The sequence below is a fragment of the Pseudomonas lutea genome (assembly GCF_000759445.1).
GTDB classification, from domain to species: Bacteria; Pseudomonadota; Gammaproteobacteria; order Pseudomonadales; family Pseudomonadaceae; genus Aquipseudomonas; species Aquipseudomonas lutea.
The window spans coordinates 44969-67372 of the sequence record NZ_JRMB01000005.1; the positions used below are offsets into that span (position 1 = coordinate 44969).

At 53.9% G+C, this 22404-nt stretch carries 24 protein-coding genes and 1 pseudogene; 10 read left to right on the forward strand and 15 right to left on the reverse strand.

Annotated features, from left to right (window positions below; genetic code table 11):
- Positions 1 to 96 precede the first annotated feature (96 nt).
- The 5 genes from LT42_RS24950 to LT42_RS24695 all read left to right on the forward strand — a co-directional run bounded on the left by LT42_RS24950 (position 97) and on the right by LT42_RS24695 (position 4879).
- Entirely contained in the window at positions 97 to 1362 is a 1266-nt protein-coding gene (locus LT42_RS24950; protein ID WP_052075408.1) for a TrbI/VirB10 family protein, read from the forward strand.
- On the forward strand, positions 1362 to 2414 hold the full coding sequence (virB11, locus tag LT42_RS24680) for a P-type DNA transfer ATPase VirB11 (protein ID WP_052075409.1): 1053 nt from the start codon (positions 1362 to 1364) through the stop codon (positions 2412 to 2414). The genes LT42_RS24950 and virB11 overlap by 1 nt, the downstream gene beginning before the upstream one ends.
- Positions 2415 to 2447: 33 nt before the next feature.
- A complete protein-coding gene (locus LT42_RS24685; RefSeq protein ID WP_160176728.1) occupies positions 2448 to 4148 on the forward strand; it encodes a type IV secretory system conjugative DNA transfer family protein in 1701 nt (566 codons plus the stop codon).
- Positions 4149 to 4233: 85 nt separating this feature from the next.
- On the forward strand, positions 4234 to 4545 hold the full coding sequence (locus LT42_RS24690; RefSeq protein ID WP_037019400.1) for a hypothetical protein: 312 nt from the start codon (positions 4234 to 4236) through the stop codon (positions 4543 to 4545).
- A 13-nt stretch (positions 4546 to 4558) separates the two neighbouring features.
- On the forward strand, positions 4559 to 4879 hold the full coding sequence (locus LT42_RS24695) for a hypothetical protein (protein ID WP_037019402.1): 321 nt from the start codon (positions 4559 to 4561) through the stop codon (positions 4877 to 4879).
- 103 nt (positions 4880 to 4982) lie between these two features.
- Here the strand turns inward: LT42_RS24695 and LT42_RS24700 are convergent, their stop codons facing one another.
- The 7 genes from LT42_RS24700 to LT42_RS24745 form a co-directional block, all read right to left on the reverse strand.
- A complete protein-coding gene (locus tag LT42_RS24700; protein WP_037019405.1) occupies positions 4983 to 5648 on the reverse strand; it encodes a YiaD family glycine zipper/OmpA-like lipoprotein in 666 nt (221 codons plus the stop codon).
- Positions 5649 to 5770: 122 nt separating this feature from the next.
- Positions 5771 to 6043 (reverse strand): hypothetical protein, encoded by a 273-nt coding sequence (locus tag LT42_RS24705; RefSeq protein WP_037019407.1) that lies wholly within the window; start codon positions 6041 to 6043, stop codon positions 5771 to 5773.
- 81 nt (positions 6044 to 6124) lie between these two features.
- Entirely contained in the window at positions 6125 to 6448 is a 324-nt protein-coding gene (locus tag LT42_RS24710) for a hypothetical protein (RefSeq protein WP_037019410.1), read from the reverse strand.
- A gap of 192 nt (positions 6449 to 6640) precedes the next feature.
- On the reverse strand, positions 6641 to 6961 hold the full coding sequence (locus LT42_RS24715) for a hypothetical protein (protein ID WP_037019412.1): 321 nt from the start codon (positions 6959 to 6961) through the stop codon (positions 6641 to 6643).
- Positions 6958 to 7329 carry a histone-like nucleoid-structuring protein, MvaT/MvaU family gene (locus LT42_RS24720; RefSeq protein ID WP_037019414.1) on the reverse strand — a complete coding sequence of 124 codons (372 nt, stop codon included), beginning with the start codon at positions 7327 to 7329 and terminating at the stop codon, positions 6958 to 6960. The genes LT42_RS24715 and LT42_RS24720 overlap by 4 nt, the downstream gene beginning before the upstream one ends.
- A gap of 9 nt (positions 7330 to 7338) precedes the next feature.
- Positions 7339 to 11622, reverse strand: a complete 4284-nt coding sequence (locus LT42_RS24725; RefSeq protein WP_152597738.1) for an LPD7 domain-containing protein — start codon at positions 11620 to 11622, stop codon at positions 7339 to 7341.
- A gap of 4 nt (positions 11623 to 11626) precedes the next feature.
- Positions 11627 to 12055: a plasmid mobilization protein gene (locus LT42_RS24745; RefSeq protein WP_052075410.1), complete on the reverse strand. Its 429-nt coding sequence runs from the start codon at positions 12053 to 12055 to the stop codon at positions 11627 to 11629.
- Between the two features lie 310 nt (positions 12056 to 12365).
- On the opposite strand from LT42_RS24745, the gene LT42_RS24750 reads away from it, so the two are divergent.
- The 5 genes from LT42_RS24750 (at position 12366) to LT42_RS24770 (ending at position 16264) form a co-directional block, all read left to right on the forward strand.
- Positions 12366 to 12830 (forward strand): hypothetical protein, encoded by a 465-nt coding sequence (locus LT42_RS24750; RefSeq protein ID WP_037019425.1) that lies wholly within the window; start codon positions 12366 to 12368, stop codon positions 12828 to 12830.
- 5 nt (positions 12831 to 12835) lie between these two features.
- Positions 12836 to 13537: a StbB family protein gene (gene stbB, locus LT42_RS24755; protein WP_037019427.1), complete on the forward strand. Its 702-nt coding sequence runs from the start codon at positions 12836 to 12838 to the stop codon at positions 13535 to 13537.
- Positions 13538 to 13542: 5 nt separating this feature from the next.
- Positions 13543 to 14097 carry a hypothetical protein gene (locus tag LT42_RS24760; protein WP_152597739.1) on the forward strand — a complete coding sequence of 185 codons (555 nt, stop codon included), beginning with the start codon at positions 13543 to 13545 and terminating at the stop codon, positions 14095 to 14097.
- Positions 14098 to 14106: 9 nt separating this feature from the next.
- Positions 14107 to 14406: a TrbM/KikA/MpfK family conjugal transfer protein gene (locus tag LT42_RS24765; RefSeq protein ID WP_037019432.1), complete on the forward strand. Its 300-nt coding sequence runs from the start codon at positions 14107 to 14109 to the stop codon at positions 14404 to 14406.
- Positions 14407 to 15565: 1159 nt separating this feature from the next.
- A complete protein-coding gene (locus LT42_RS24770) occupies positions 15566 to 16264 on the forward strand; it encodes a replication initiation protein (RefSeq protein ID WP_276209572.1) in 699 nt (232 codons plus the stop codon).
- A 622-nt stretch (positions 16265 to 16886) separates the two neighbouring features.
- Here LT42_RS24770 and LT42_RS24780 read toward each other — a convergent pair.
- The 8 genes and pseudogenes from LT42_RS24780 to LT42_RS26310 form a co-directional block, all read right to left on the reverse strand.
- Entirely contained in the window at positions 16887 to 17189 is a 303-nt protein-coding gene (locus LT42_RS24780; protein WP_037019438.1) for a hypothetical protein, read from the reverse strand.
- Positions 17186 to 17353, reverse strand: a complete 168-nt coding sequence (locus LT42_RS26060) for a hypothetical protein (protein ID WP_162835427.1) — start codon at positions 17351 to 17353, stop codon at positions 17186 to 17188. Before LT42_RS26060 ends, LT42_RS24780 begins: the two co-directional genes overlap by 4 nt.
- 119 nt (positions 17354 to 17472) lie before the next feature.
- The gene (locus LT42_RS24785; protein ID WP_037019441.1) at positions 17473 to 17664 is read right to left on the reverse strand and encodes a hypothetical protein; all 192 of its coding nucleotides are present in this window, start codon (positions 17662 to 17664) and stop codon (positions 17473 to 17475) included.
- Positions 17665 to 19188: 1524 nt separating this feature from the next.
- The gene (locus LT42_RS24790) at positions 19189 to 19530 is read right to left on the reverse strand and encodes a TrfB-related DNA-binding protein (protein WP_037019326.1); all 342 of its coding nucleotides are present in this window, start codon (positions 19528 to 19530) and stop codon (positions 19189 to 19191) included.
- A 183-nt stretch (positions 19531 to 19713) separates the two neighbouring features.
- Positions 19714 to 20196, reverse strand: coding sequence for a single-stranded DNA-binding protein (locus tag LT42_RS24795; RefSeq protein WP_037019328.1), 483 nt, complete (start codon positions 20194 to 20196; stop codon positions 19714 to 19716).
- 300 nt (positions 20197 to 20496) lie between these two features.
- Positions 20497 to 21126, reverse strand: coding sequence for a hypothetical protein (locus tag LT42_RS24800; RefSeq protein ID WP_037019330.1), 630 nt, complete (start codon positions 21124 to 21126; stop codon positions 20497 to 20499).
- Between the two features lie 91 nt (positions 21127 to 21217).
- On the reverse strand, positions 21218 to 22156 hold the full coding sequence (locus LT42_RS24805) for a hypothetical protein (RefSeq protein ID WP_037019331.1): 939 nt from the start codon (positions 22154 to 22156) through the stop codon (positions 21218 to 21220).
- 74 nt (positions 22157 to 22230) lie between these two features.
- Positions 22231 to 22404 (reverse strand): annotated as a pseudogene (locus tag LT42_RS26310) (ATP-binding protein); the annotation flags it as partial.

The window sequence follows — 22404 nt, forward strand, 5'->3', positions numbered from 1 at the left end:
GAAGGCCGTCCGATTGATCCGCCTGTAGCCCCTCAACCGCTGGCAGGTGATCGCGGAGAACCTACGACCAAATCCCCAAAGCGCAAGAGTAAAGGGGTGGTCATCGCGGTCGTCGCGATCATTGTTGCTGCCCTGTTGTGCCTAGGCTTCGTAGGGTTGTTCGCTTATCGCTCGGTTCAGGCCAGCAAAGCTGCGAGGGCCGCGAACGTGGCAGAAGATCCGGCACTGGCGCAGAAAACCAGCGATGGCCCGGATCTGGGCCGCTATCAGGAAAAGCTTGCCGCGGATCTCGCTGCGCAGCAGAAAGCTGCCGAAGATCAACGCCTTGCCCTAGAAAAACAGGCAGAACTGGCTCGCCTGAACGCTGGCCGTCAAAGCGGCCAGCAGCCTGCTCCAGGGCAGCCAAGCCTTGGACGCTATGAGGGTGCGCAGCGTGGTCAAGCACCTCAGCAAGCCAATGGTGGGGGCACAGCCAAACGCGAACCGACGCCAGCTGAGGTCGCGGCCGCTCGCCGATTGAACGGCTCAGTCCTATGGGCAGATAACAATGCAGCCAGTGGCCGCGGTGGCTCGGGTTCCAATACCCGTGCTGCAGGCGGAAATGCGAGCGCAAGCTCACTCGATGGTCAAGAGGCCGACAGCTCGTACCTGTCCGGGTCCGACAGTGGCGGCTCTTTAACTGGTGCAAGCCTGGGCGGCGGCGCAGCGGGGGGGACTGGTGGCTCTGCAGGAGGCAAAGCTTCGATTGGCGGCATGCTGCAGACCGAACGGTATCCGAACGGCACCGTACAGCAGCGCGGAAGCGTGAAATACCTGCTGGCCCGTGGCACAACCATTCCTTGCACCATGCGCGAGCGCGTTGTCACCAACTATCCGGGTGGCGTCATGTGCATCATCAACCGCGACGTCTACAGCGCCGATGGTTCGGTATTGCTGATGGGCAAGGGCAGCACCGTGAACGGCGAGCGCAAGGTGGCGATGTCTGCAGGTGTGGCCAAGGTGTTTGTTGCGTGGGGTGACGTTGAGACAACTGATCATGCACACGTTCAGTTTGACTCGCTCGCCGCTGACGCTCTGGGTGGTGCCGGTCTTGACGCATGGATTGACCGCCATCTGATGGAACGCTTCGGCGGTGCCATATTGCTGAGCTTTGCTGACGATGTATTCAAAGCACTGAGCAATTCGACAAGCAGCAGCGAAGTCTCGTTTGACAGCAGCACAGACAATGGCAGTGACATGGCCAGCATTGCTCTTGAGAACAGCATCAACATACCGAATACCGGCTATGTGAAACAGGCGGCGGAAACCAACATCCTGGTTGCCCGCGATGTGGACTTCACCAGAGTGTACGGAGTGCAGTAATGACGACTGTCAGCCCTTTCATCCAGCCTGGCGCCATCGCGGCGCCGGTCTTTGACAACTCGAAACCGGTACGCTCGTTGCTCAAGCAGACGGGCATTCAGGACAAACTGGATATTCCGGGCGTTACCGAGGTGGCCATCAATCGCCCTGGGGAAATCTGGTACGAAAAGAACAGCATGTGGCATGGTGAAAAAGCCCCGCATCTGGATCTGCAACTGTGTTCCCAGCTGGCAACAGCAATGGCGGTAGGGGTCGCCAACGACTCCGGCCAGTTGCAGAAGAACCCGATCTGTCCAGTTGCGCTGCCTGACGGCGAACGGGGGCAGATCGTCATGCCCCCGGCCACGGAAAAGGGCTGCATTTCATTCACCATTCGTAAACCATCCTCCGCTCGTTTCTCGCTGCAGGACTATCACGATACTGGCCGCCTCAGCGGCTATCGTGTGATCGAGAAGAAAGGCGACATTGAAGAATGGCAGAAAGAAATGATCATGTGCGTCAAGCGCGGCGACATGATGAAGTTCTTTCAGATGGCCGTACGTCACAAGCTGAATCTGCTGTTCGGCGGTGCGACCGGTTCGGGCAAGACGACTTTTTCCAAGGCCATCGTCGACCTGTATCCGCTCGCCAAGCGTTACATCACCATCGAGGACATTCACGAACTGCAGATGCCCAATCATCCGAACCGGGTTCACCTGTTCTTCGGGCCTCACATGAGCGCTCGATACCTGGTGCAATCCTGCATGCGGATGAAGGCCGACCACATCTTCATGTCCGAGCTCAAAGGCGACGAAACCTGGTCGTATTTTTCGGTCCTCAATACCGGCCACAAGGGCAGTCTCACGACTGCCCACTTCAACGACTGCAACAGCGCTGCTGCCCGCTTGACGGAAATGGTCAAGCAGTCAGACGTGGGTCTGACACTCGATTATCAGTTCATCTACCGCACGGTGAAAACATCGATCGACTGCGTTTGCCACTGGGAAGGCTCCTACCTCAAGGAAGTGCTATTCGAGCCAGAAGAGCAACTTCGCCTGTTGAACGGGGAATAGGTCATGGGAAGGAAAATCACCGCGGCGATCATCATGCTGATTCTGGCCATCGCCGCCGTCGTCGGAGGTCAATACGCCGGTGGGGCTTTCCTGCTGCAGCGGCTGGATCTGGACCCGGCAACTGTGAGCGTCTTCACGCTTCACGACTACTACAGCGCCTACGGGCATGTCGGTGGGGTAGTCGAGAAAATGATCAAGATTTCACTGGCATTGTCTGCCGTGCCGGTCGTTCTGATCATTGTTGTTTGCCTGGCTATCGTATTCAGCGGCAAGCGCGAGATCGACAAGCTGCACGGCGATGCGCGCTTTGCGACAGATGCCGAGATTGCCAAGGCAAACATGTTCTACAAGCCGGACTACACACCGAAATGGCCTGCAGTGATCCTGGGCAAGAAGGGCAAGCGCTTCATCGCAGACTACTCGCAAGAATACACAACCCTTTCCGCGCCTCCAGGCGCCGGCAAGGGTGTCAGCTTCGTTATTCCGAACCTGCTGACCTATCCGCACAGCGTCATCAACTTTGACCCGAAGACCGAGAACTTCGCGATCACAGCCGGCTATCGTAAGGACGTAATGGGTCAGGAGGTGTACCTGTTTTCCCCTGACAACGCGAACTTTCAATCGCACTGCTGGAACCCGCTGGATTACATCAGCGAAGATCCGCGCAAGACGCTGGCCGACATCAAGTCCCTGACCACCATCCTGATCGATGCACCGGACGGACCGAACCAGGGGTTCTACCTGACTGCCCGGGATGCGCTGGATGGCATTCTCATGTACATGATGGAAAGCCCCGAAGTGGAGCGGACCATGTATCAAGCGGACGCTCTCAACACTGTTGCCATTGGCTTCGACAAATGGGCAATGAGCACGATCGCCTGGCGCGACAATGAGGGCCGCAAGCTCTCCGAACAGACCGTTCGAATGCTGATGGGCTATGCGAACGCGAACGACAAGATGAAAGAGACGGTACGCGGCATTATTTCCACGGCCCTGAGCGTCTTTACCGATGCGATGGCACGTGCCGCAACCTCCAAATCCGACTTCGATTTTCGTGATCTGCGCAAGAAACCAATGACCATCTTCGTCGGCATCCAACCGGATAACGTCGAAAAGTACGCAAAGATGCTCAACATCTTTTTCTCGCAAGCCCTGGCGGTCAACACCGGTACCCTGCCGGATGAGGGACCGAAGGATGCAGACGGCAATCCGGTATTGAAATACCAGTGTCTGCCGCTGCTCGATGAGTTCGTGGCTCTCGGGCGCATTGGCGTTATTGAAAAATCCTCGGGATACACCCGTGCCTACAACATGCGCTATGCGGTGATCTTCCAGAACAAGGCGCAGATCTATTCGGATCGCGTCTATGGCAAGGCCGGCGGCCAAGCATTGCTCGGCACCATGCACAATGAAATTGTGTTTGCTCCCGACAATATGGAAGACGCAAAAGAATATTCCGAGCGACTGGGCTACAGGACGCTCAAACACAAGGAGCGCAGCCGAGGCATGTCCAAACAGGGAAGCAGTACAAACGACTCGATACAGCGTCACCAACGCGCCCTGATGCTGCCTCAGGAGATTGTGAACATGCCTTATACCGAGCAACTGATTTTCAAGAAGGGCGGTCGGATTCTGCCCATCAGCTGCAACAAGATTGTCTGGTATGAGGATGAGTTCTTTAAATCCCGTGCCAATTTGCCGAAACCCGAAGTGCCGGCAATGGTCTTTGCCTGACTTTTCGCGCCCGCGAAAATCGCGTCACCTGCGCAGTGGTGGGCCGCCTGGGGCAGCCAGGCACTAATTCGTTAAGGAGTGACTCATGAAAGCATTATTCGCAACTGCCGCTGTTTGCATAGTACTGACTGGCTGTGCTTCCAGCTCTGACATGGACCGGGCGAACATCCAGATCAAATCTATGGAAGAGCAGATGACCGCGCAGGACATGCGCGTCCAGCGCCTTGAGCAAAGCCGGGAAGCCAGAGTGCAACAGGATCTGGCGCAATACTGCTTCCTTGGTACCCAGATGTTCAGCGAAGGCGCCTATTACGCTGGCAAAACCTGCACCCGCAAAGCAGGCACAATGGTTTATCAGGGCGGCAAGCCCGTTGTCTACCCACTCGCCTGGCAGTGAGGAGAACCGGATTATGGCTGTAGCACGCCGTATTGCCTTCCGCGAGTCTGCAATGTTCGACTCCTCGATCTATGCGGCAATGGTGGCTGACCAGATCGAGTCGTTCGATCACGACGCCCTATTTGGAGTGATCGAAACCTTCGACGCAAAAGGAAGTGACTACCCGTTTTTGAGGGAGGCACTGCGCTCAGCACAGTTCTCGTTCGCGGTGTATCAGCAGCGGGAAGGGGAGGGCGATCACGTTCATTGGAAGTATTCCTTGGAAGGTGAAAAGGAAAACTACAGCAGCAGTGCGCCCGGTCCGATTCAATTCGTACGTGACTTGACTCGATAGCAGTATTTCCCGCCCGCGAAATGGAAAAAACCGGCTTCTAATGCCGGTTTTTTTCCGCCCATTGAACAGGAGGCGGGCTGTTTGGCTTAGCCAGGATCAAGGCTTAGCGTTGGGCACTTTGAGCGCCAGGGCGGGGAACCAGCTTGATTTCAACACGCCGGTTCTGAGCACGGCCTTCCGCCGTATCATTGGTAGCGATAGGCAGGCTTGAACCAGCACCTACTGTACGCACCCGCGAAGCACTCACACCGTTGGCCTGCAAGTATTGAGCAACGCTGTCCGCTCGGCGAGAGCTCAGAAGCTTGTTAGCTTCGTAGCTGCCAACCGAATCGGTATTGCCTGTGATCACAAGATCACTTTGAGGAAACTGACCAAAGTTGGAGGACAGCTGGTTCAGGGTGTTGTAGAAGGACGGCTGTATCTCTGCTTTGCCAGTAGCGAACGTAATGGAACCCGGCATCACCAGTTTCAGTTCGTCGCCATTACGCTCGATCTGTACACCCGATCCTTTCATCTTGTCGCGCAACTCGGCTTCCTGCTTGTCGACGTAGTAGCCATAGCCTGCGGCTGCTGATCCGGCTACAGCCGCACCGATCAGCGCGCCCTTGCCCTTGTTCTTACCGCCCAGCAAAGCGCCTGCCGCTGCTCCCAGTAACGCACCGGTTCCCCCATAGACCGCAGTTTTCTTGTTGCTGCCGTCTTCGTTCTGAATGGCGGCGCAACCTGTAAGGGTGGAAAAAATCAAGGCAGTTGCCAACAGCTTTTTCATAAATCAATTCCATTTTTTTGTGATAATCAGCGCCTAACCCAGCGCAGCGGGTGCAGCTTATCGTATAAGTAACAGCATTGGGCCCCGCTGTCTCGGAGGGTTCTGAAGCGGCCTACACTCCATCAACGCTTGGCCAACGCTTTCAGTTCTTCTTCGTTCAATTGGTCGCGGTGCAGATAGCAACCTGGCACAGGTGGCGGCTCGTGAAGCATGCGGCTTTCCATCCCTCCGAAATTCGGCGCAATCAAACCGATAATTTCCGATCTACCCCCTTCTTCCTTAGGCGGCTTGAGTGCCCAAACGGCAACCTGATAAACGATCGGGGGCTGTCCAGGGTTTGGGGCAGCATGGCGAAAGAACCAGTCTTGTGCAGGGGTTAGCGAAAGATAGCTCATGGTTACTCCTTCCTTGATTTCGCGCCCGCGAAACAGCAGGCAATAAAAGTCGCCGTAGCGCCTTTTTATGGGGGAAGCGGATCAGTTAGCTTTAGCGAAGATCTGCGGCTTCATGCGCAGATAGCTGGTGAGATTGCCGTCGCTGCCCAGCTCCAATGCCCTTTTCTTCTCCTTCGACACAAGAAGCTTGTCGGACTCAGGATAAACAAAAATTTCCACGTTCATATAGCCGTGATCATCTTTGTCAATGTGGGACATAACGCGATAGCCGTCGTCAACCTTGGTAACAGTTAGGGTTTCGGGTAACTTATCGGAAAGTTTCCAGACCCCAACAAAATCTTTGCCCTTGTCACTACAACCCACCAGCGCCGCACAAGCCATCAGTGCGAAAATCAGCTTTCTCAATTAATATCTCCTTCGATCCAATCCTTTATGATACTTTTTTCCGCTCTTTTAAAACCCAGTTATCGCCGCAGACAGGTAGCAGAATTTTTTCAGTTTTTAAATTAATCTAGTCCTGATCTCCTTCCTAAATTTTCACTCTAGCGAAAACGCAGGCAAAAAAAAGGCGCCGTAGCGCCTTTTCGGGTAACCGGCTTATTTTACCTTGGTGAAGGTATCTGTCCCGTTGCGCAGATAGCTTGTGACCTTACCGCCTGATAATTCCAAAGCTTTTTCTTTCTCGGAAGTGACAAGCAGGGTATTAGACTCAGCTACAAGAGCAGCCTCAACATCCATATAGCCTTCCTTGTCATCCTCAATGTGGGATTGAGCACGGTAACCGTCACCAGCTTTGGTGATAGTCAGGGTTTCGGGAAGCTTGCCTGAATTTTTCCAAACACCGACGAAATCACCGCCTTCATTCTTGCAACCGGCCAGCGCCGCACAAGCCATCAGTGCGAATATCAACTTTCTCATTGCTTTTTTCCTTCAATCCAGTCCTTGATGTTCTCGTTAGGGTACTGCTTTTTCCACTCTTTTAAAACCCTGTTATTGCCACCGGCAGTTACCAGAATTTCGTTAGTGTGTGGATTGCGGTACTTCTGAACCTTCCTCGGTCCCCGGCTTCCTTGTGACCTTCCTTCCTGCGAAGGCTTGGCTTGCGGATCAAATATTGCTATCACGCTCCGCAAGTCCTTGCCGTAGGTGTTTAGAAGGTTATCCAGCTGGTCCACGAACTCTCGGTCACGCACGTACTCGGACGTTTCTTCCAAGGCAGCCAGCTGGGATTGCAGTGATGCAATCTGCGCTGAAATCGCCCTGTGCTGGATAACTGATCGCGTCATAGTGGCCTCTTACATATCAAAATCAGGTTCGGCTCTTTCCATGCCGCTTGGTGCCTGTGTCATTTGCTCAGACGCCACCACTCTCGAAGCCTCGACGGTTACTGCGAAGCCCTCAGGCGCGTACTCGGCAATATAGGCGCTGTACTGCTCGTTTTCCATCGCTCGTCCCATGGCCAGCGCAACGTTCTGCTGCTCAGGCTTACCTTCCAGACGTTCAAAGGCCACCAGGTCTTTGCGAGCCAATTCACGCAAGGCTTCGTCGTTGCCAAACGCTTCATGCGTAGCGATATCCTCATGGCCTCGCTCCACATCGGCCAGCGTACCGCTGCGCACGATCTGATCGTATACATCCGGAGCAGCGTCAGCAGCGTACATCTCACGAACCTGACGAAGCTCTGAGGCTCTAGCCGCCACTTCGGGCGACAGCTGCTGCACTGGGCTGGCGGGAGCACTATTTCGTCCAAGATCCAGCGTAGCGGGTTGGCCGTTATGCGTGAAGTTGAGCGGCTCGGGCGCTGAAGCTGCTGGCTGCTCGATGACGGCTGCAGCTGGCTCAGCCGGGACCGGTTGACCTTGATAACGGCTGAGGTCGAGTTCGGCTGGCCGGCCGTTATGGGTGAAGCTCAACGGCTCGGGCGCTGAAGCTGCTGGCTGCTCGATGACGGCTGTAGCTGGCTCAGCGGGATCCGGTTGACCTTGATAACGGCTGAGGTCGAGTTCGGCTGGCTGGCCGTTATGGGTGAAGTTCAACGGCTCGGGCGCTGAAGCTGCTGGTTGCTCGATGACGGTTACAGCTGGCTCACCGGGAGCCGGTTGACCTGAATAACGGCTGAGGTCGAGTTCGGCTGGCTGGCCGTTATGAGTGAAGTTCAGCGGCTCGATACCTGCAGCTGGTTGCTCTACAGCTGGAGCGGGCTGAACGGCATCCATGCGGGTCTGGAGCTGAGTCGGTGCATAGTTCTGGACATAGGTACGATAGGCTTCGTGCGTGGCAGCGAGGCGGCTCATATCAGAGACCAGCGCTGCCTCATGGTAGGCCTTGTCCGCGCCGTAGAACTCTTCCTGCCCACCTTGTGCGCTGGCCATGTATTGCGACGCCTCGATGCCCACGGCAGCGACATTCCGGCTGTACTCGTCACTGCGCGGCTCAAGGTCGAAGTCTGCATGAAGGCGTGCTGCGGTACTGGCCGCATCGGTCCAGTCTGCAAACTGTGTTGGCTCCCTGTTAACAGCCGGTTGTTCCAGCTGCGCTTTTTCCTCAAGCGCTGTGACGAAGTCCGGGCGAATGAAACGAGTCACAGGTTCCTGTTCCACCTGGGCCTGCACTGGCATCGATTCAACCTGGGGCTCAGGCACTTGTCCAGCCACTGGCTGCTGAGTGGAGATGCCCCCGTCACGCTGAACCATGAAGCGGGCAGCATCAACCGTAAGGCCAAACTCTGCAGGTCCGTGTTCATTCAGGTAATCGCTGTACACACCGTTGCCTTTGGTTTCGGCCATAGCCAGTGCCAACGGTACCTGCTCAGGCTTGCCTTGCAGGTAGGCGTAGGCATCAAGGTCCTCGCGTGCAATTTCTCGGATGCGATCGCTATCCAGGAACCCTGCCGCGATCTCCTCATGACGCGCCGTTGCATCGGAAACCATGTCCTGGTGCATGGCCACATCGGCCATCGAATAAGGTATGCCCTGATTGACCGCGTCCAGCTCGGCTACCCTGGACTCCAGCAGCGCCTTATCAACCGCCTGGTCAACAGGCAGGCTGCTATCCAGCTCGAGTGTAGGGACGGTGATGACATTGCCTGCGAGCGGTTCCAGACCCAGTTCCAGACGCTTGGCAGCCAAGGCCTGGTTGAGGCGCTCATCTGTGAAGGTAATGTCCATGTCACGCTCAGCAGCAACCTCTATGAGTTGCTGCTTGAATTCCTTGCTACCGCTGATTTCGAGCGGATTACCGAAGCGCTCGGTAGCGTACATCAGCCCTACGCCTACCTCGTCTGGCTCAGTGGTTCGATTGAGTTCAACGCGGTCAGGATGGTTGACGAAAATCTGCTTGCCATGCTCTCTGTGGTTGAACGCCACTGTTCCATCAGCTTGGGGCCTTGCGCGCAAATCCGACAGCTTGATGCGTAGCTCGCGAGCTTCGCGTTCCTGGGCGTGAAGCTTTGCAACCAGTCGGGCACGCTTCATCGCCTCTGCGCCGTCAGGCAGCTGGTGAGGTGTGAAAGGACGCTGGCCACCGATTGTGTTCACGCCTTCTTCCATGGGTGCTACATGTTTCCGTTTCAGCTGATCAAGGATCTTCATGCCTAGGGCCTCGCTCTTCGTTGCGAAATCATAAAAAAGAGTTGAATACGGGTACTTAACCCTGTTCTTTAAGCTGTTCTGCTCATCAATCCGTTGCTGTAGCGCTTCAACCTTTTGCAACTTCTCCAGTATAACAACTGAGCGAAAGTAATGCTTGTCAGCGCGACTTAAAGTCTGGTCCTGGGTGATATTTTTTCGACGTGAAAAATATTCAGAGTTGATAGCTTTAAGGCCAAGCGAAAAACTGACTTTAATCTCGTTTTTCAGATCGTCATAAGTGCGAATATTCTGCGGATAGATTTCTTGGCGAAAACGACGCCACTCCTCCAACAATATGACTTTGGAAAGGGGCTTCTCGGTAATGCCCGACTGCTGTTTTTCGTACAGCTCCAAGAGCAGGTTCGACGCTTCACCCCATTCAAGACCAACATGCCTGGTGAGGAAGTCAGAAACGTTGTAATTGTATTTGCCTGCCCTGATGCGAACGCTGCCGTCTTTGGCCTTGCTGACCGGGTGCAGAGCCGGGTCAACGCCGAATTTGAGCTGGGCATAGGCAAGGAGATGCTGTGCATCGAGATGGGTGCGGATCTCCTTGAACCGATCAAGGTCATTGGCTTGCAGCTGCCTGTCTGCCTCAGCGTGCAGGAGGGAGGTGAGCACGCAGGACTGGGGATCACTGATCAGGTCTGGGACTACCCTTCCCGCGCGGCTTTCTCGGCTGCCTCCGCCTCCAGCATATAGAGCACCTCGCAATCGAATATCTTGGTCGGCCTCCACGTCGTGTACGTCATCTGCTTCATCACCAAGCAAAAACAGTCCAACTGATCCGCTCCCCTTTGCTGCGAAGTGATCCACATTGCCTTCGGACAACTCGTGCAAATGACCTGCCTGGGCCGGTCCTTCTCGTCCAAATTCAAAATGACCTGAGCCGTAATCTCCCGTTCCGAGACCGGGTATTTCGTTTGAGTACTCATGGCTTTCTGGTTGTCGTTGGGGTCTGTATTTTTCGCCATAGCTGCGCTCCCTCTCATCGAGATAGGTTCTTCGATCAGGCAAGGACAAGTCTCTGTAGTGAGACTTTACCTTGGCCGAGGCGTTACTGATGTATTTGACTTCCCGACTTTGAATGGTTTGCCAGGTTTCAAGTCGGGTCTTTACTTGAGCATCACTGACAGGATCGAGCACCAGGGCGCGATTTTCCAGATAGGCCTGGTTGAAAATGTTGGCTTTAAGATTGGTGAATTTTTTATCATCACCCACACGAACTGCAAGGTACTCGTTTTCCTTACCTGCGTTGCGCACCTTGACTTCGCCGTACTCGGAAACCAGATCCTTGAATACCTCAAATGAGCGAATGTCACGGGAAATAATCGCAGAATGGATAGCCCGCTTTACCTTCCCGTTCTTTGTGACAAACTCGGTCGCCTTATAACGATCCAGTGCGGCGGCATAATGATCAGCACCTATTCGCGGGCTGAGCCTGGGCGATGAAAGTCCGTTATCACGATTAAGCTTTTCCTGAATGGCATCAAGGTACTTAACGCTCACTTCATGCATTCCGACTGGATTCAGGAATTTGCCTGTCAGTACATTCTTCTTGGGGATGACAATATGAACGTGCGGGTAACGAGGCTCCATCGCCTGCGTTTTATGATTGTACGACTGTTTTACCTTTGGCCAGTGAATCTCAGCGTAAATGTTGTATTCGTCATCGCCATATGCCGCCATGAGCAGTTGACGGTATTCACCGAAAACCTTTTTTATGTCGTCTTCTTGAACATCAGGCTCGTTGAATGACATGGATATGTGAAGGTAGCGATCCTGATTCTGATCAGGAATAGAATCAATAACCGCCTGGGTGACCATTAGATCACCCTCAACGGGAACACGCCGATCAAGTTCGTCGCGCGACAAATGGCGGTCTACCTTGCGACCCTCTTCAAGGTATTCCTTTATGCCTTTGTTTCCGCCTCCGTAGCGAATGATCAAACCGCTACTCCTTTCGGCCCAGCTTCGAGAGCAGCATGAGACGAATGCTATTGAGTGTGTTCAAACCGGTAGCATATTGCTGATGCGTGACTTTACCCACTTTTTCCGCGCCATTAAGCAGGCGCGCAAGTTGGTTGATGTTGTTCGAAATCTTGTTAACCAGATGCAGATACTTGTTATAATCTTCTGTGTGTATTTTCTTTTCGGTCAATATCACTTTGGACCTGTTATCGGTAAATAACTGACGAAAAAACGCCGACCGGCCCACGCCGCTTTTTTCAACCGCCTCGCGGTAGGGTTCATAAGCCGATTCGGACAATCTGAAAGAGATGACAATTGATTTCTCTTTGGACGCTGCGGCGGTTGATGGTTGCTTCGCCCTGGAACTGCTCTGCGCCTCGGGCACTGCTGGACTCTGCTTGTCGCGTTTCATCCTGAAGACTCGTAGAGGCTGCTTAGATTAACCTAATGGACTTGTAGAGGCCGATTAGGGGTTTCAAAGGGGCATCCCCTTTGGTACGCGGATTATACACCCTGGTCGGAGACCATGTGTATACATCCTTAGCGTGCCTGTGATGTAGATCAGATTCGCAGGCCGCTCGGCATGCAAGTCCTAGTCAGCTATTTGTCAGGACTTAGTCATCTAATTGTCAGGAATACGGCCGGAAAAATACTGGTTGTCAGGTATCTGTCAGCTATTTGTCAGGGATTAGCCATGTCTTTGTCAGGCTTAAGCTTGACGGATGGATGGTGCACGAATATTCTTCGTTACAGCTAAAATTGAGGACACCAAATTGGTATTGCAGAGGATCACTGAGCATGCACAGCAGATCTCGGGCTTTGAAGCGCTGCCAGTGACAGCGCAAGTATCGATGCTCTATGATCTGATTGCAGAAGCACAAAACCATAGCGTACCTTTGAAAATGATATGTGAAGCGATGAATGACGCTGGTTCTACATGCAGTGTTCGCTATCTAAGAGAAGCTTTATTTACCGTTAGAAAACGACACAAAGACCACGTAGGCGAACCTCGTCCAGTACAGAAAACTGCTGAGAGCAAAGCCACGGCACACACGCCGTCGAAGCCTGTAGAAACGGATAATGAAGGGAGTTTGGGTCTGACGCCCAAACAACAGAGGGAAGCAAAGGCCAGGTCATACATGGTCAATGACAACCCTCTATTGAATCAGTTGAAGGCCAAGGAATAACGTCGATGCTAACAGTTGTAATGAACAATTCGGGTAATAGTGGAAAATCAACTGTATCTGATAACGTACTGGAACCGCGAATGGACAATGCGAAAGTTATTCGCATTGAATCCATCAATTCGCATGACGGCAACGCCGATGAAAACATGACCGGCAAACAATACGGCGATATTGTCAATGGCATCGTCATTTACGATAACGCAATCATTGACGTTGGATCTTCCAACGTTGAAGTATGGCAACGTCTCATGCGCCAGTACAAAGGGTCGCATGAAATCTGGGATTACTATGTTATCCCGGTCGTGCCCAGCAACAAACAAATGGTAGATACCATCGCGACAATCGAGTCGTTGAGCGAAATGGGTGTACCTGCTGAAAAAATCAGACTCATTTTTAACAAGGTTGAGAGTGAAGACGTCGACCTGGAAAAAGCGTTCATCCCTATTTTTGCCTATTACAATGCCGAGAAAACTTTCACACTGAACAAAAACGCGGTTGTCTATGACCATGAGTTTTTCGGCCGTGCCCGTGACGAGGGCATGAGTATTCGAGACATTCTGCAAGATGAAACCAACTTCAATGAAATGATCAAGAACGCCGAGACTCCAGCCGACAAAGTTAATTGGTCGCGCAAGCGTGCGCTAAAATACCTCGCTGTGGATATGAACGAAAAGCTTGATGTCGCCTTTAAAGCACTCTTTGAGTAATGACGATGAGCACAAGTGTTGATTTACTGAAGGACGCCATCATTGCCGAAGTCGCCTCGGATGTATTGAAGATCAGGGATGATCTCCAGCTTATCGGGCCATTGGTCACACAGTTGAAAGATTCCTTTCCTGGCCATTTCGACGCATTACAAGCAGGCCTTGTTGAAACACTCGATCAAATCAATGAGGGCATCAAGGAGGCAGGAGGCGAGCGAATAGATTTTGTTCGTGGTCAGCTCCACGTTTTCATTGAACAGGCTATTGACAAGGCCTTTCAATCAAATTCGGAAAAAGTCGAGAAACTGACGCAGGCTTTTGCCGAGCAAAACAACGCTGCCGCGATGAACCTGCGCAATCAGTTTGATGAAGTGTCGAATGGTATGAAGGCTATTCGGGTCGAAATGGCTCGTATGAAATTCCCCACCTGGGCGAAGGTGGCCATTCCCCTGGCTTTTGTTTTTGCGATAGGCTGTACGGCGGTAGCGACTTACCAGTTTGCCTCATACAAGGAAGCTGTCTACATGAAAGCGTTTGTTGAGTATTCAAAGGCGAAAAAATAGGGACTAATCATGAAAGCTATTCTTACAGCATCTGTGTTGGCCATGAGCTTGATTTCACTGAATGCCAGTGCTGCTGACCCGTGCAAGGCAGTGCTCTGCCTTGCTGGTGAAGTCATGGGCCAGGGCGGTGGTTCTGAATGCAGTGACACCATTCAGGAATATTTTGGTATTCAGGTCTGGAAGAAGGGAAAATTCAAACCCTCTGATACGGCGAAACAGCGCGCAGGTTTCCTGAATGGCTGCCCTGCCGATGATGGTGGCTTCAAGAAAAAGATTGGCGACAAGTTTGGTAAAGTGCTGAGCCTTTGAGGCAAGCTCTCCAAAAACCCGCTCTGCGGGTTTTTTTCTCCCTCTCCCTCTCCCTCTCCCTCTCCCTCTCCCTCTCCCTCGATAAGGTCGTTCTTGGGCCGCCTCATTTCCGATTTCTATCGCCGATTCAGGGTTCTGTAGAACCCAGCTGGACCAGCCGTGTGAACCAGCAACATCTCGCGTTGAAAAAAGGCCTCGTAAAACGCCCTGTGAGCGGTTTCACCACCAACGCCACGGATTGGATCCCTTAGACCTGTAAAAGCGCGCAGGCGCGCTCTGAGCTCGCTGAATTGGTCCTTACATCGCAGGAAGCCCCCCCCGTTTCTGACAGCTCGCTTTTAGGTCGCTATTCAACAAAGTTCTACTGCAGTCCAGCGCGCACACGCGCCCGGTTGAGCGGGCAGCCGGTTTACCGGCTGGGCGCGATTTATCCGGGTCTTAGCGCCCCGGAGGGGTCGAGGCTGTGCCGAGAGTGCGGGCGGGACGCCCGGGCCGCTTAGACGGACTGTTTCACAGATCTCGAGGTACGTGCCCCCGGCAGGGTGTGCTTTTATGCAATTTGTTCTTTGGCTTTGCTTTGATCGATGTCCGTGCAGTCACTGATTTGTTTGGCATGTTTGTTAATTGCAGGCAACGCTCAAAGTTAAGAGGCCGAAGGCTAGCTGCTTTCGATGGGCAGGACGCCCATCCCAGGCCGCCGTAGGCGGGGCGTAGCCAGGATGGCGGAGGGCAGGCGGCGTTGGAAAGGCAAATTTGGTGCTAGGCCCGCTTGTTGCCGGGAGTCACACGCTCTGTTTTCGTTTTTAAAAGATTTTTATTTTCTTACCTGTTTTAAACCTGTTTTAGAGCCAATTTCGGTACTTTGGATAAGAAGGCTAACCTATTGTTTTTACTGGGCTTTCCTGTGCTTGTTTTTGGGGATGAATTTGCTTGATGGGGAGAGATTCCGGCTATTGGGGGAGAGATTCCGGCTAAAGAGGGAGAAATTCCGGCTATGCGAAGGGGGAGAGATTCCGGCTGTAATACCCTGCTTTTTCTATGTTACCCACAGCATATAAACAGCTTAATAACATGTTTATGCACAGGTAAAAAAGTGGAGCGCCATTGACACTCTCTCCCCCGCAGCCATAATCGAACTCCATGCAGGGAGGTAGTCGCGGTGGCGGGTCTGGAGAAATTCAAGGTATCTCAATCAAATAGCCTCATTGAGGCTTCGTATACGCTGACCCTCAACGAAAAGCGTCTGATCCTGTGCGCTGCATCCATGATCGATTCGCGAAACGAGCATCCCGAAGGGCCAGCAGGCTTTCTGGTTGTCCGCGCGGAGGAATTTTCGAACCTGTTTGGTATAGAAACCCGTCACGCCTACGGCATTCTTGCTGAGGCAGTCGACAAGCTCTGGACCCGTGAAATCAAATCCGTCGATTCAGGGGATATGCGGTGGATCTATCACCGCAAATATCTTGAAGGTCAGGGCTGCGTGCAGATAGGGTTCTCTCCCACGGTCTTGCCTCAGATGACCATGCTGAACCGAGAATTCACGTCCTACCAACTCAAGCACATAGGCAATCTTGGCAGCTTCTACTCCATTCGCATGTACGAGCTGGCAGCCCAGATGGTCAACTTGCGCCATGGCCGGCGCTACATTGATTTACAACGGTTACGACAGATCCTGGACCTGGGCGAAAAATACGCGAACAACAAGGATTTGCGTAAATGGGTCCTGGACCCTGCAATCAACGATATTAACGCCCATACAAACCTGCGCATGAAGCTGCTGCCCATACGGGAAGGCCGCAAGATTGCAGGGTTTGATTGCGTGGTGGTGCGGGACGACCAGATGTCTCTGGTCATTTAAGGTGGAGAGATTCCGGCTATAGCCCCCACGCGATGGTGGGTGTTCTTACTCATGTCTCGAGAGGGCAGCAACGTGCCGGCACGCTCAAAGATTGAGCCTTTTGATTCACTTCTAGGCACCATGCCTGATCCGCACCTGGCCAAGCGCATTGGCGTCACTACTGAGGCTGTGCGTCAACGCCGCCTTAAACTGGACATCGGCCCATACGTTGAGCCAGGCATGCCTTCGTTGGAGCGCTTTGCTGCGTTGGTCGGTGCGCTATCGGATAGGTACGTGGGCCAGCTGCTGGGCGTTAGCACTTCAGTAGTCAGAGCGCGCAGGACCTTATTGGGTATTCCACCTGCAGAGCCGCGCAAGGCCCTAGCGGGCTATGTTGGCGTGCTGGGCCTCCTTACGGATGAGGCAGTAGGCAAGCTTGCAGGAGTATCAAAACAGTGCGTAACGGCCCGAAGAAACGCCCTTGGCATCCAATCGCAGCGTGATCGCCGAAAACACATGGTGTTGGACGGGAAAATGATTGCGCGTGATTCATGATTAGGATCGCGCATCGGACTGGACTGGGCTGCAGATCCGGCTGGCTCAGCGGGTCGTCCTGCTGACCCTTCTGCATTTGCGGTTCGGATTACTCGGGTTTTGGCGGACGACCAGCCGGAAGGGGCCCCAGCTCCACCTCTGCGCCGTGCGCGCGCATGCATTCCACTATCCGGCCTAGCTCCTCATCCGAAAGCGTGAGCAACGCAGCCATGTAGAAGTGCATGTGCAGGCTCAATTCACGGGCCGCTACTCCGCCTGTGTACTTGCGCCATTGAGCGCCCTGGGCGAGTCCTGCAAGGTCTGCCATCTGCGCACTGGTGAAATTGAGCTCATCCTTCAGGTGCGCCAGATCACCCGTCGAAGGCGGGTCGTAATGTTGAATTCGTTTCATGACAGCAGTTTGAAGGCAAGCCAGAATACGCCGAGCGCGAATGCTGCGCCCAGACTGGCAGACACCAGCATGTTCCGGGTTTCGTGGCGAGGGCCGTTGCGGACCTCATTGCGCAGCTGTGCAAGATCTTCTTTGATCTGCTTAATGACTTGATCGTGGCTCATGATCTTCCTGTTCGGGGATGCAGGGTCATGCCGTTGCAGACCCTGTGCTAACTGTCTCGCAAACCCCTATGAATCTCAAGAGCCGACGGACAATGGCCCCGATTTCTCGGGGCCTTTGCTTAGAACTTCAGGATGAAAGAAGCAACTGTGACGATCACGGTAACGATCCCGCCTGCCGCCACAAACGGGTAAAAAAACGTTTCCCGCTTTACCTTGTTGGTCTCTGCGATCAGCTTTCGCGTTTCGGCGGCCAGCTTCTGGATCTCGGCTTCCAGTTTCTCAAACTCCAGTTCTTCGCGCTCGGTCTTCATGGCTCATCCTTTCGGGGTTCGGGCTGCACCCACCGTGCCTCCCATGGAAAGTATTATACGAAGAATCCGTATATTATGCAACCCTTTTAGGTTGCCTATATGTGATTAATTTCAGCGCTCGACACCTTGCCTTTGACTTTGATGTGATCTGGGCCAAGCGTTTAGGGGAGCGTGCTTTTGACTTTATAAAAACGGCGCGCAGCGCCCTTCCTTCTGCAGGATCGGGATGCACTCCAGTCCCTGGAGGTGATCCGTTCCAATGCGATGAGGGTTTGCGTGCGATACAGGGGGCCGGCTGGGCGTCAGGTGCAAGGGCAGAAGCGAAGCGTCCCTTGCACCTGACGCCCAGTTGGTCACCATCGCATAAAGCAAACCCCGCATTGGGACGTATCGCCGGAACTGGCACGCACGGACTGCGCGCTTTTGACCTGGGAGATTTTCGCCCGCGAAAATCGACTGCCTTTGGTGCGCGGAGCGCGCAGGCCTGAAAGGCCGGAACGAGAGTGGACCGCCCGAAAGGGTCGAGACTAGACCGAAGGGCGACGGCTCGATGCGCAGCGCGGGGAACGTCCCCCGAAGGGGGCGAGCATGGCTGGCAGTTAAAGCTTTGAGGATCGTCCCATTGCACCCATCCATGGCTAACAGCATTTACTCCCTCGCCGGGAGGCAGAGGGCAAGGGAGGTGCAGCAACCCCTGCCCTTTACCTCGAAGGGTTTTAAACGCCCTTCAAATCCATCAAGGCACGCTGCGCTCGCTCCCAGCGCCCGTTCGAGGCTCGGGCCGGTGAACCGGCCCTGAGCTTCGCTGCGGCCTTGTACAGCGGCCTTGACGCCTCTGCAAACCAGTACGTGATTGATGGGCATAGCCGCCCTGCGCACATTAAGGGGGAGACATTCCGGCTATACCCGACGGATGCCTAGCGACAGCCTGTCCTAATTAAGGAGGAGAGATTCCGGCTATGGCTGATGGCCTTTCCTGCACGACCGAAGAGCACAGAGAGCATCGTTCGATCCGTCTCAAAAGGGGAGAGATTCCGGCTATGCCGCTACGCTGGTCAGCGCAATCATGATCGCGGCGCAGCCCGCAGGGCTGAGCCGTCTGATGCAGCTCAAAGGAGGAGAGATTCCGGCTATACCAATATCCTGGCCAGCGCGATCGGGACGACGGCACAGCCGCAAGGCTGCGTCGTTCGATCCGGCTTAAAGGGGGAGAGATTCCGGCTATCCCAGACGCTGGGCAGCGCGACCGTGACTGCGGCGCAGCCAACAGGGCTGAACCACTCAATCCAGCTTAAAGGGGAGAGATTCCGGCTATGGCATATCTTGGCAGCGCGAGGGACGACGGCACAGCCTGCAAGGCTGTGTTGTACGATCTGGCTTAAGGGGGAGAGATTCCGGCTATCCCATACGCTGGGCAGCGCGACCGTGACTGCGACGCAGCCGGCAGGGCTAAGCCATTCAATCAAGCTTAAAGGGGAGAGATTCCGGCTATGGATCAGCGCACACGTCTTGGGAAGAGAGCTTTTATTGCTCTGGGGTTTTGGCTTTTTTGCGCGTCCCAGCCTGTGATTCAGCGATGAGGGCCAGTACCTGGTTAACCAGCGTAGGTGGCACTGCCACCTCGACCCAGCCGCGTGGCACTTTCTTGCCGGTGGCTACTGCCTGTGACTCCTGCCATTCCTCATAAGCCTCCCACACCCTGTTGACCGACTTCTCCACGGCCTGTCGGGTGACACCAAACCTAGCGGCAATCTGGGTGTTTGTGTACTCGCTGGATTGGGTAAGCGATAACCGGGCCGCTTCGATCCGCTCAGGATCGATGCCCTTGAGGAACGGTAGCAGCAGCTCAAAATCCGCTACGGTCATTGACCGCCTGACCCGGCCTGGCCGTGGCTTGGTAGTTGACATGCTTTGCCCTTACTTGAGAAGGCGCCGCTGGGCGGCGCCATAGTGCCGACAGATTGAATTTTACGGCATCTTCGCAGCCGCCCTGGGAAGTAATGACTTCCCTCTTGAAAGCCCCGGCCCTAAGGCCAAGGCGGAGTCGGGTCAAAACGGAATGTCGTCATCGAAGCGATCAAAATCAGGGGCTGGCTGCGGCACTTGCTGTGGAGCGGGACGCGATTCGCGCTGAGGCTGAGAAGCGGCTTGCGGACGTGCCTGCTGCTGAGAAGCGCCGTCCTCTTGAGGACGGCCACCGAGCAACTGCATGGTGCCTTGCATGTCGACGATAATCTCAGTTGTGTAACGCTTGATGCCGTCCTTTTCCCACTCGCGGGTCTGCAGCTTGCCTTCGATGTAAACCTGCGAACCCTTGCGCAGATACTCGCCGGCGATTTCCGCAACCTTGCCGAACATCGAAACACGGTGCCACTCGGTCTTTTCGACCTTCTGCCCAGTCTGCTTGTCGGTCCACTGTTCGCTTGTTGCCAGGCTCAGGTTGGTCACGGCATTGCCGTTGGGCATGTAGCGGACCTCTGGGTCTTGCCCGCAAGTTCCGACCAGAATTACCTTGTTAACTCCACGTGCCATGGTGCTGCTCCTTGTCTGGCATGGTTGCCATAGATTGACTAAAATTCTATCTGCGCCTAGGCGTAAACCACAGGGTGGCTTCAGGGATCTTTGGATCGCACCCCGCTTCTGATGAAAGTCAGATGGCCCAGTGTCAGGTAACAGCGTCCTGCCCCGTCGAATGCATGCAATCGACGGCTGAGAATCCCGCCTGGAGCGGGATTCTCCGTTTCTGATCTCGTCTGTGGAGAGTGATCACGCCCTCTTTTGCCTTCCGGCTCAAGAGGCCGTGAATTCGTACCCCAAACCAGCTGATTGCGGTTATCTGGTGAAAGGCCCGGTAGACGATAGCGCATCATTTGCCGAGGAAGAGGGCACATATACTCGATTGCTCTGCTCATGTTCCTCTTGGTGAGCCTTTTGAATGCGGTAAGTCAGTTCGTCTTGAAGGTTTTCATAGTCGACGTTTTTGCCGTCCTGGTCGCGTAGACCACCGTAGTTGAACACTACCAGATGCTTGCGAAAGCCCCTTCCCTTACGTGCACTTGGCATCTTGAAAAAGATCTTCAACCGGCTGTCATTGAATTTCGGCAGAGTGTCAGCCTTTTCGGCGATAATGTGAAATACCGTATTGAGCTGCATCTGTCCTATCCCGCTATACGATTCCACCTCTGTACCTTCAATGGACGTATAGGGAACTAACCCATCAGCATTGAAAAACCAGATGCCCTTATCCTTCAGGATCATCAAGGTTTGCGAACCAGCCTTCCGATTAAGCCACGCCATAACCCAGAACCATAGCGAACACACGCCTAGTATCGCGGCAATTCCGTTGGAATTAGGACGCAACCCAATCAAGGCCATAACCAGAAGCAACATTCCACCCACTAAAGCTCGCACAAATACACGGCGACGCTCAGTGAACGCTATATCATTGACTGTAGAGTTCATGATTTTCCTTAAGTAATAGGCGCGAAAGCGCATCCCTGATTTGTGTATCAACCTTCATTGCTCTGCCTGCAATGCCCGCAAAAAAACGGCTTCATCTGGGGAGGGCAGATTGCTTAGCTAGCCGCCTGGCACGGCGAATTCTGTTTCTTACTCGCTTGAGGTCCTGTAAGGGCACAATGCCCACACGAACGACCCAATAAACCCTCCCGTGGGTTTTACGAAGCAGCATCCGTTCGCCTACATCATACAGCTCCAGAAGCTGAGAGATGAACCGATAAAAGCCGGCCTGGCTAAGATACTGGTCGTTCAGCCGCTCAAGCAGTGCGACGCCTATGTCCTTAACAAATGCCATAATTACCGCCGTGGGGAGCACACAAAGACCAATGGGCAGGACTATGACGATTGTTAGATTGCGGATGATTGACCACGCGTTGGCGGGGAGCGTTTCGAGCGCACCGAACAAGGTGTCTGGAGTGATGGTCGTGATGAGAATGGCCGCAAGTATTGCGACCAAGCCTGCCATGTAGGTGGCAAAGTTGGATGTGCTCGGAAGCCTGAAAAAGCCAATGGCACGAATCCAGATTGGATCTTGGGCACGCCGTTTGATTTCCTCCCGCCATTCCCACTCTTCAACCAGATGGCTCGCCAATGCACGAAGACTTTCCTGCTGGCTGAAGATTCTACGGATGAACGCGATTTTCTCGCGGTCCAGACTGCGATAAGGGGTGCGCATGCTGACGCGACTTGCAACTGGATTCAGATATCGAAACCGACGCTCAGCCCCGACAAGATGAATTTGTACCGCCCCGAACAACATTGGTATTTCAGCCAGTAGAAGCAAACATTGATCGCGGGAGCTGAGAAGCTCGCCTTGATCGCTGAGTCGCACATACAGATCAAAAAATGTAAGGCTTACTACAAGCGTCGCAAGCAACACCGTAAGCCAGAAAACAGACGAAGTCAGCGCATACAAAACTGGTGGACGGAACGTTTTACGGTAGAGACGTATTTTGTCGGCTATGCCACGCATGCGGATCCATTGCTTTGGTACTCCATTAAGAACACGACGCCGCATCAGTGAGCTACCGCATCATGGCAAACACTTCAGAATTTACTCAGTACCGCCTGACGCTCACGCCAGATTTCCTGGACGAAGGGATCGGTCACACCATATAGCCCGTGCCACGGCGCATGATCAAGTTGGCGGCGAGCAATTCGTTTGCCACCGGCTGAATCTCATCGACACGAACCTCGCGACCCACGACCTTAGAATACTCG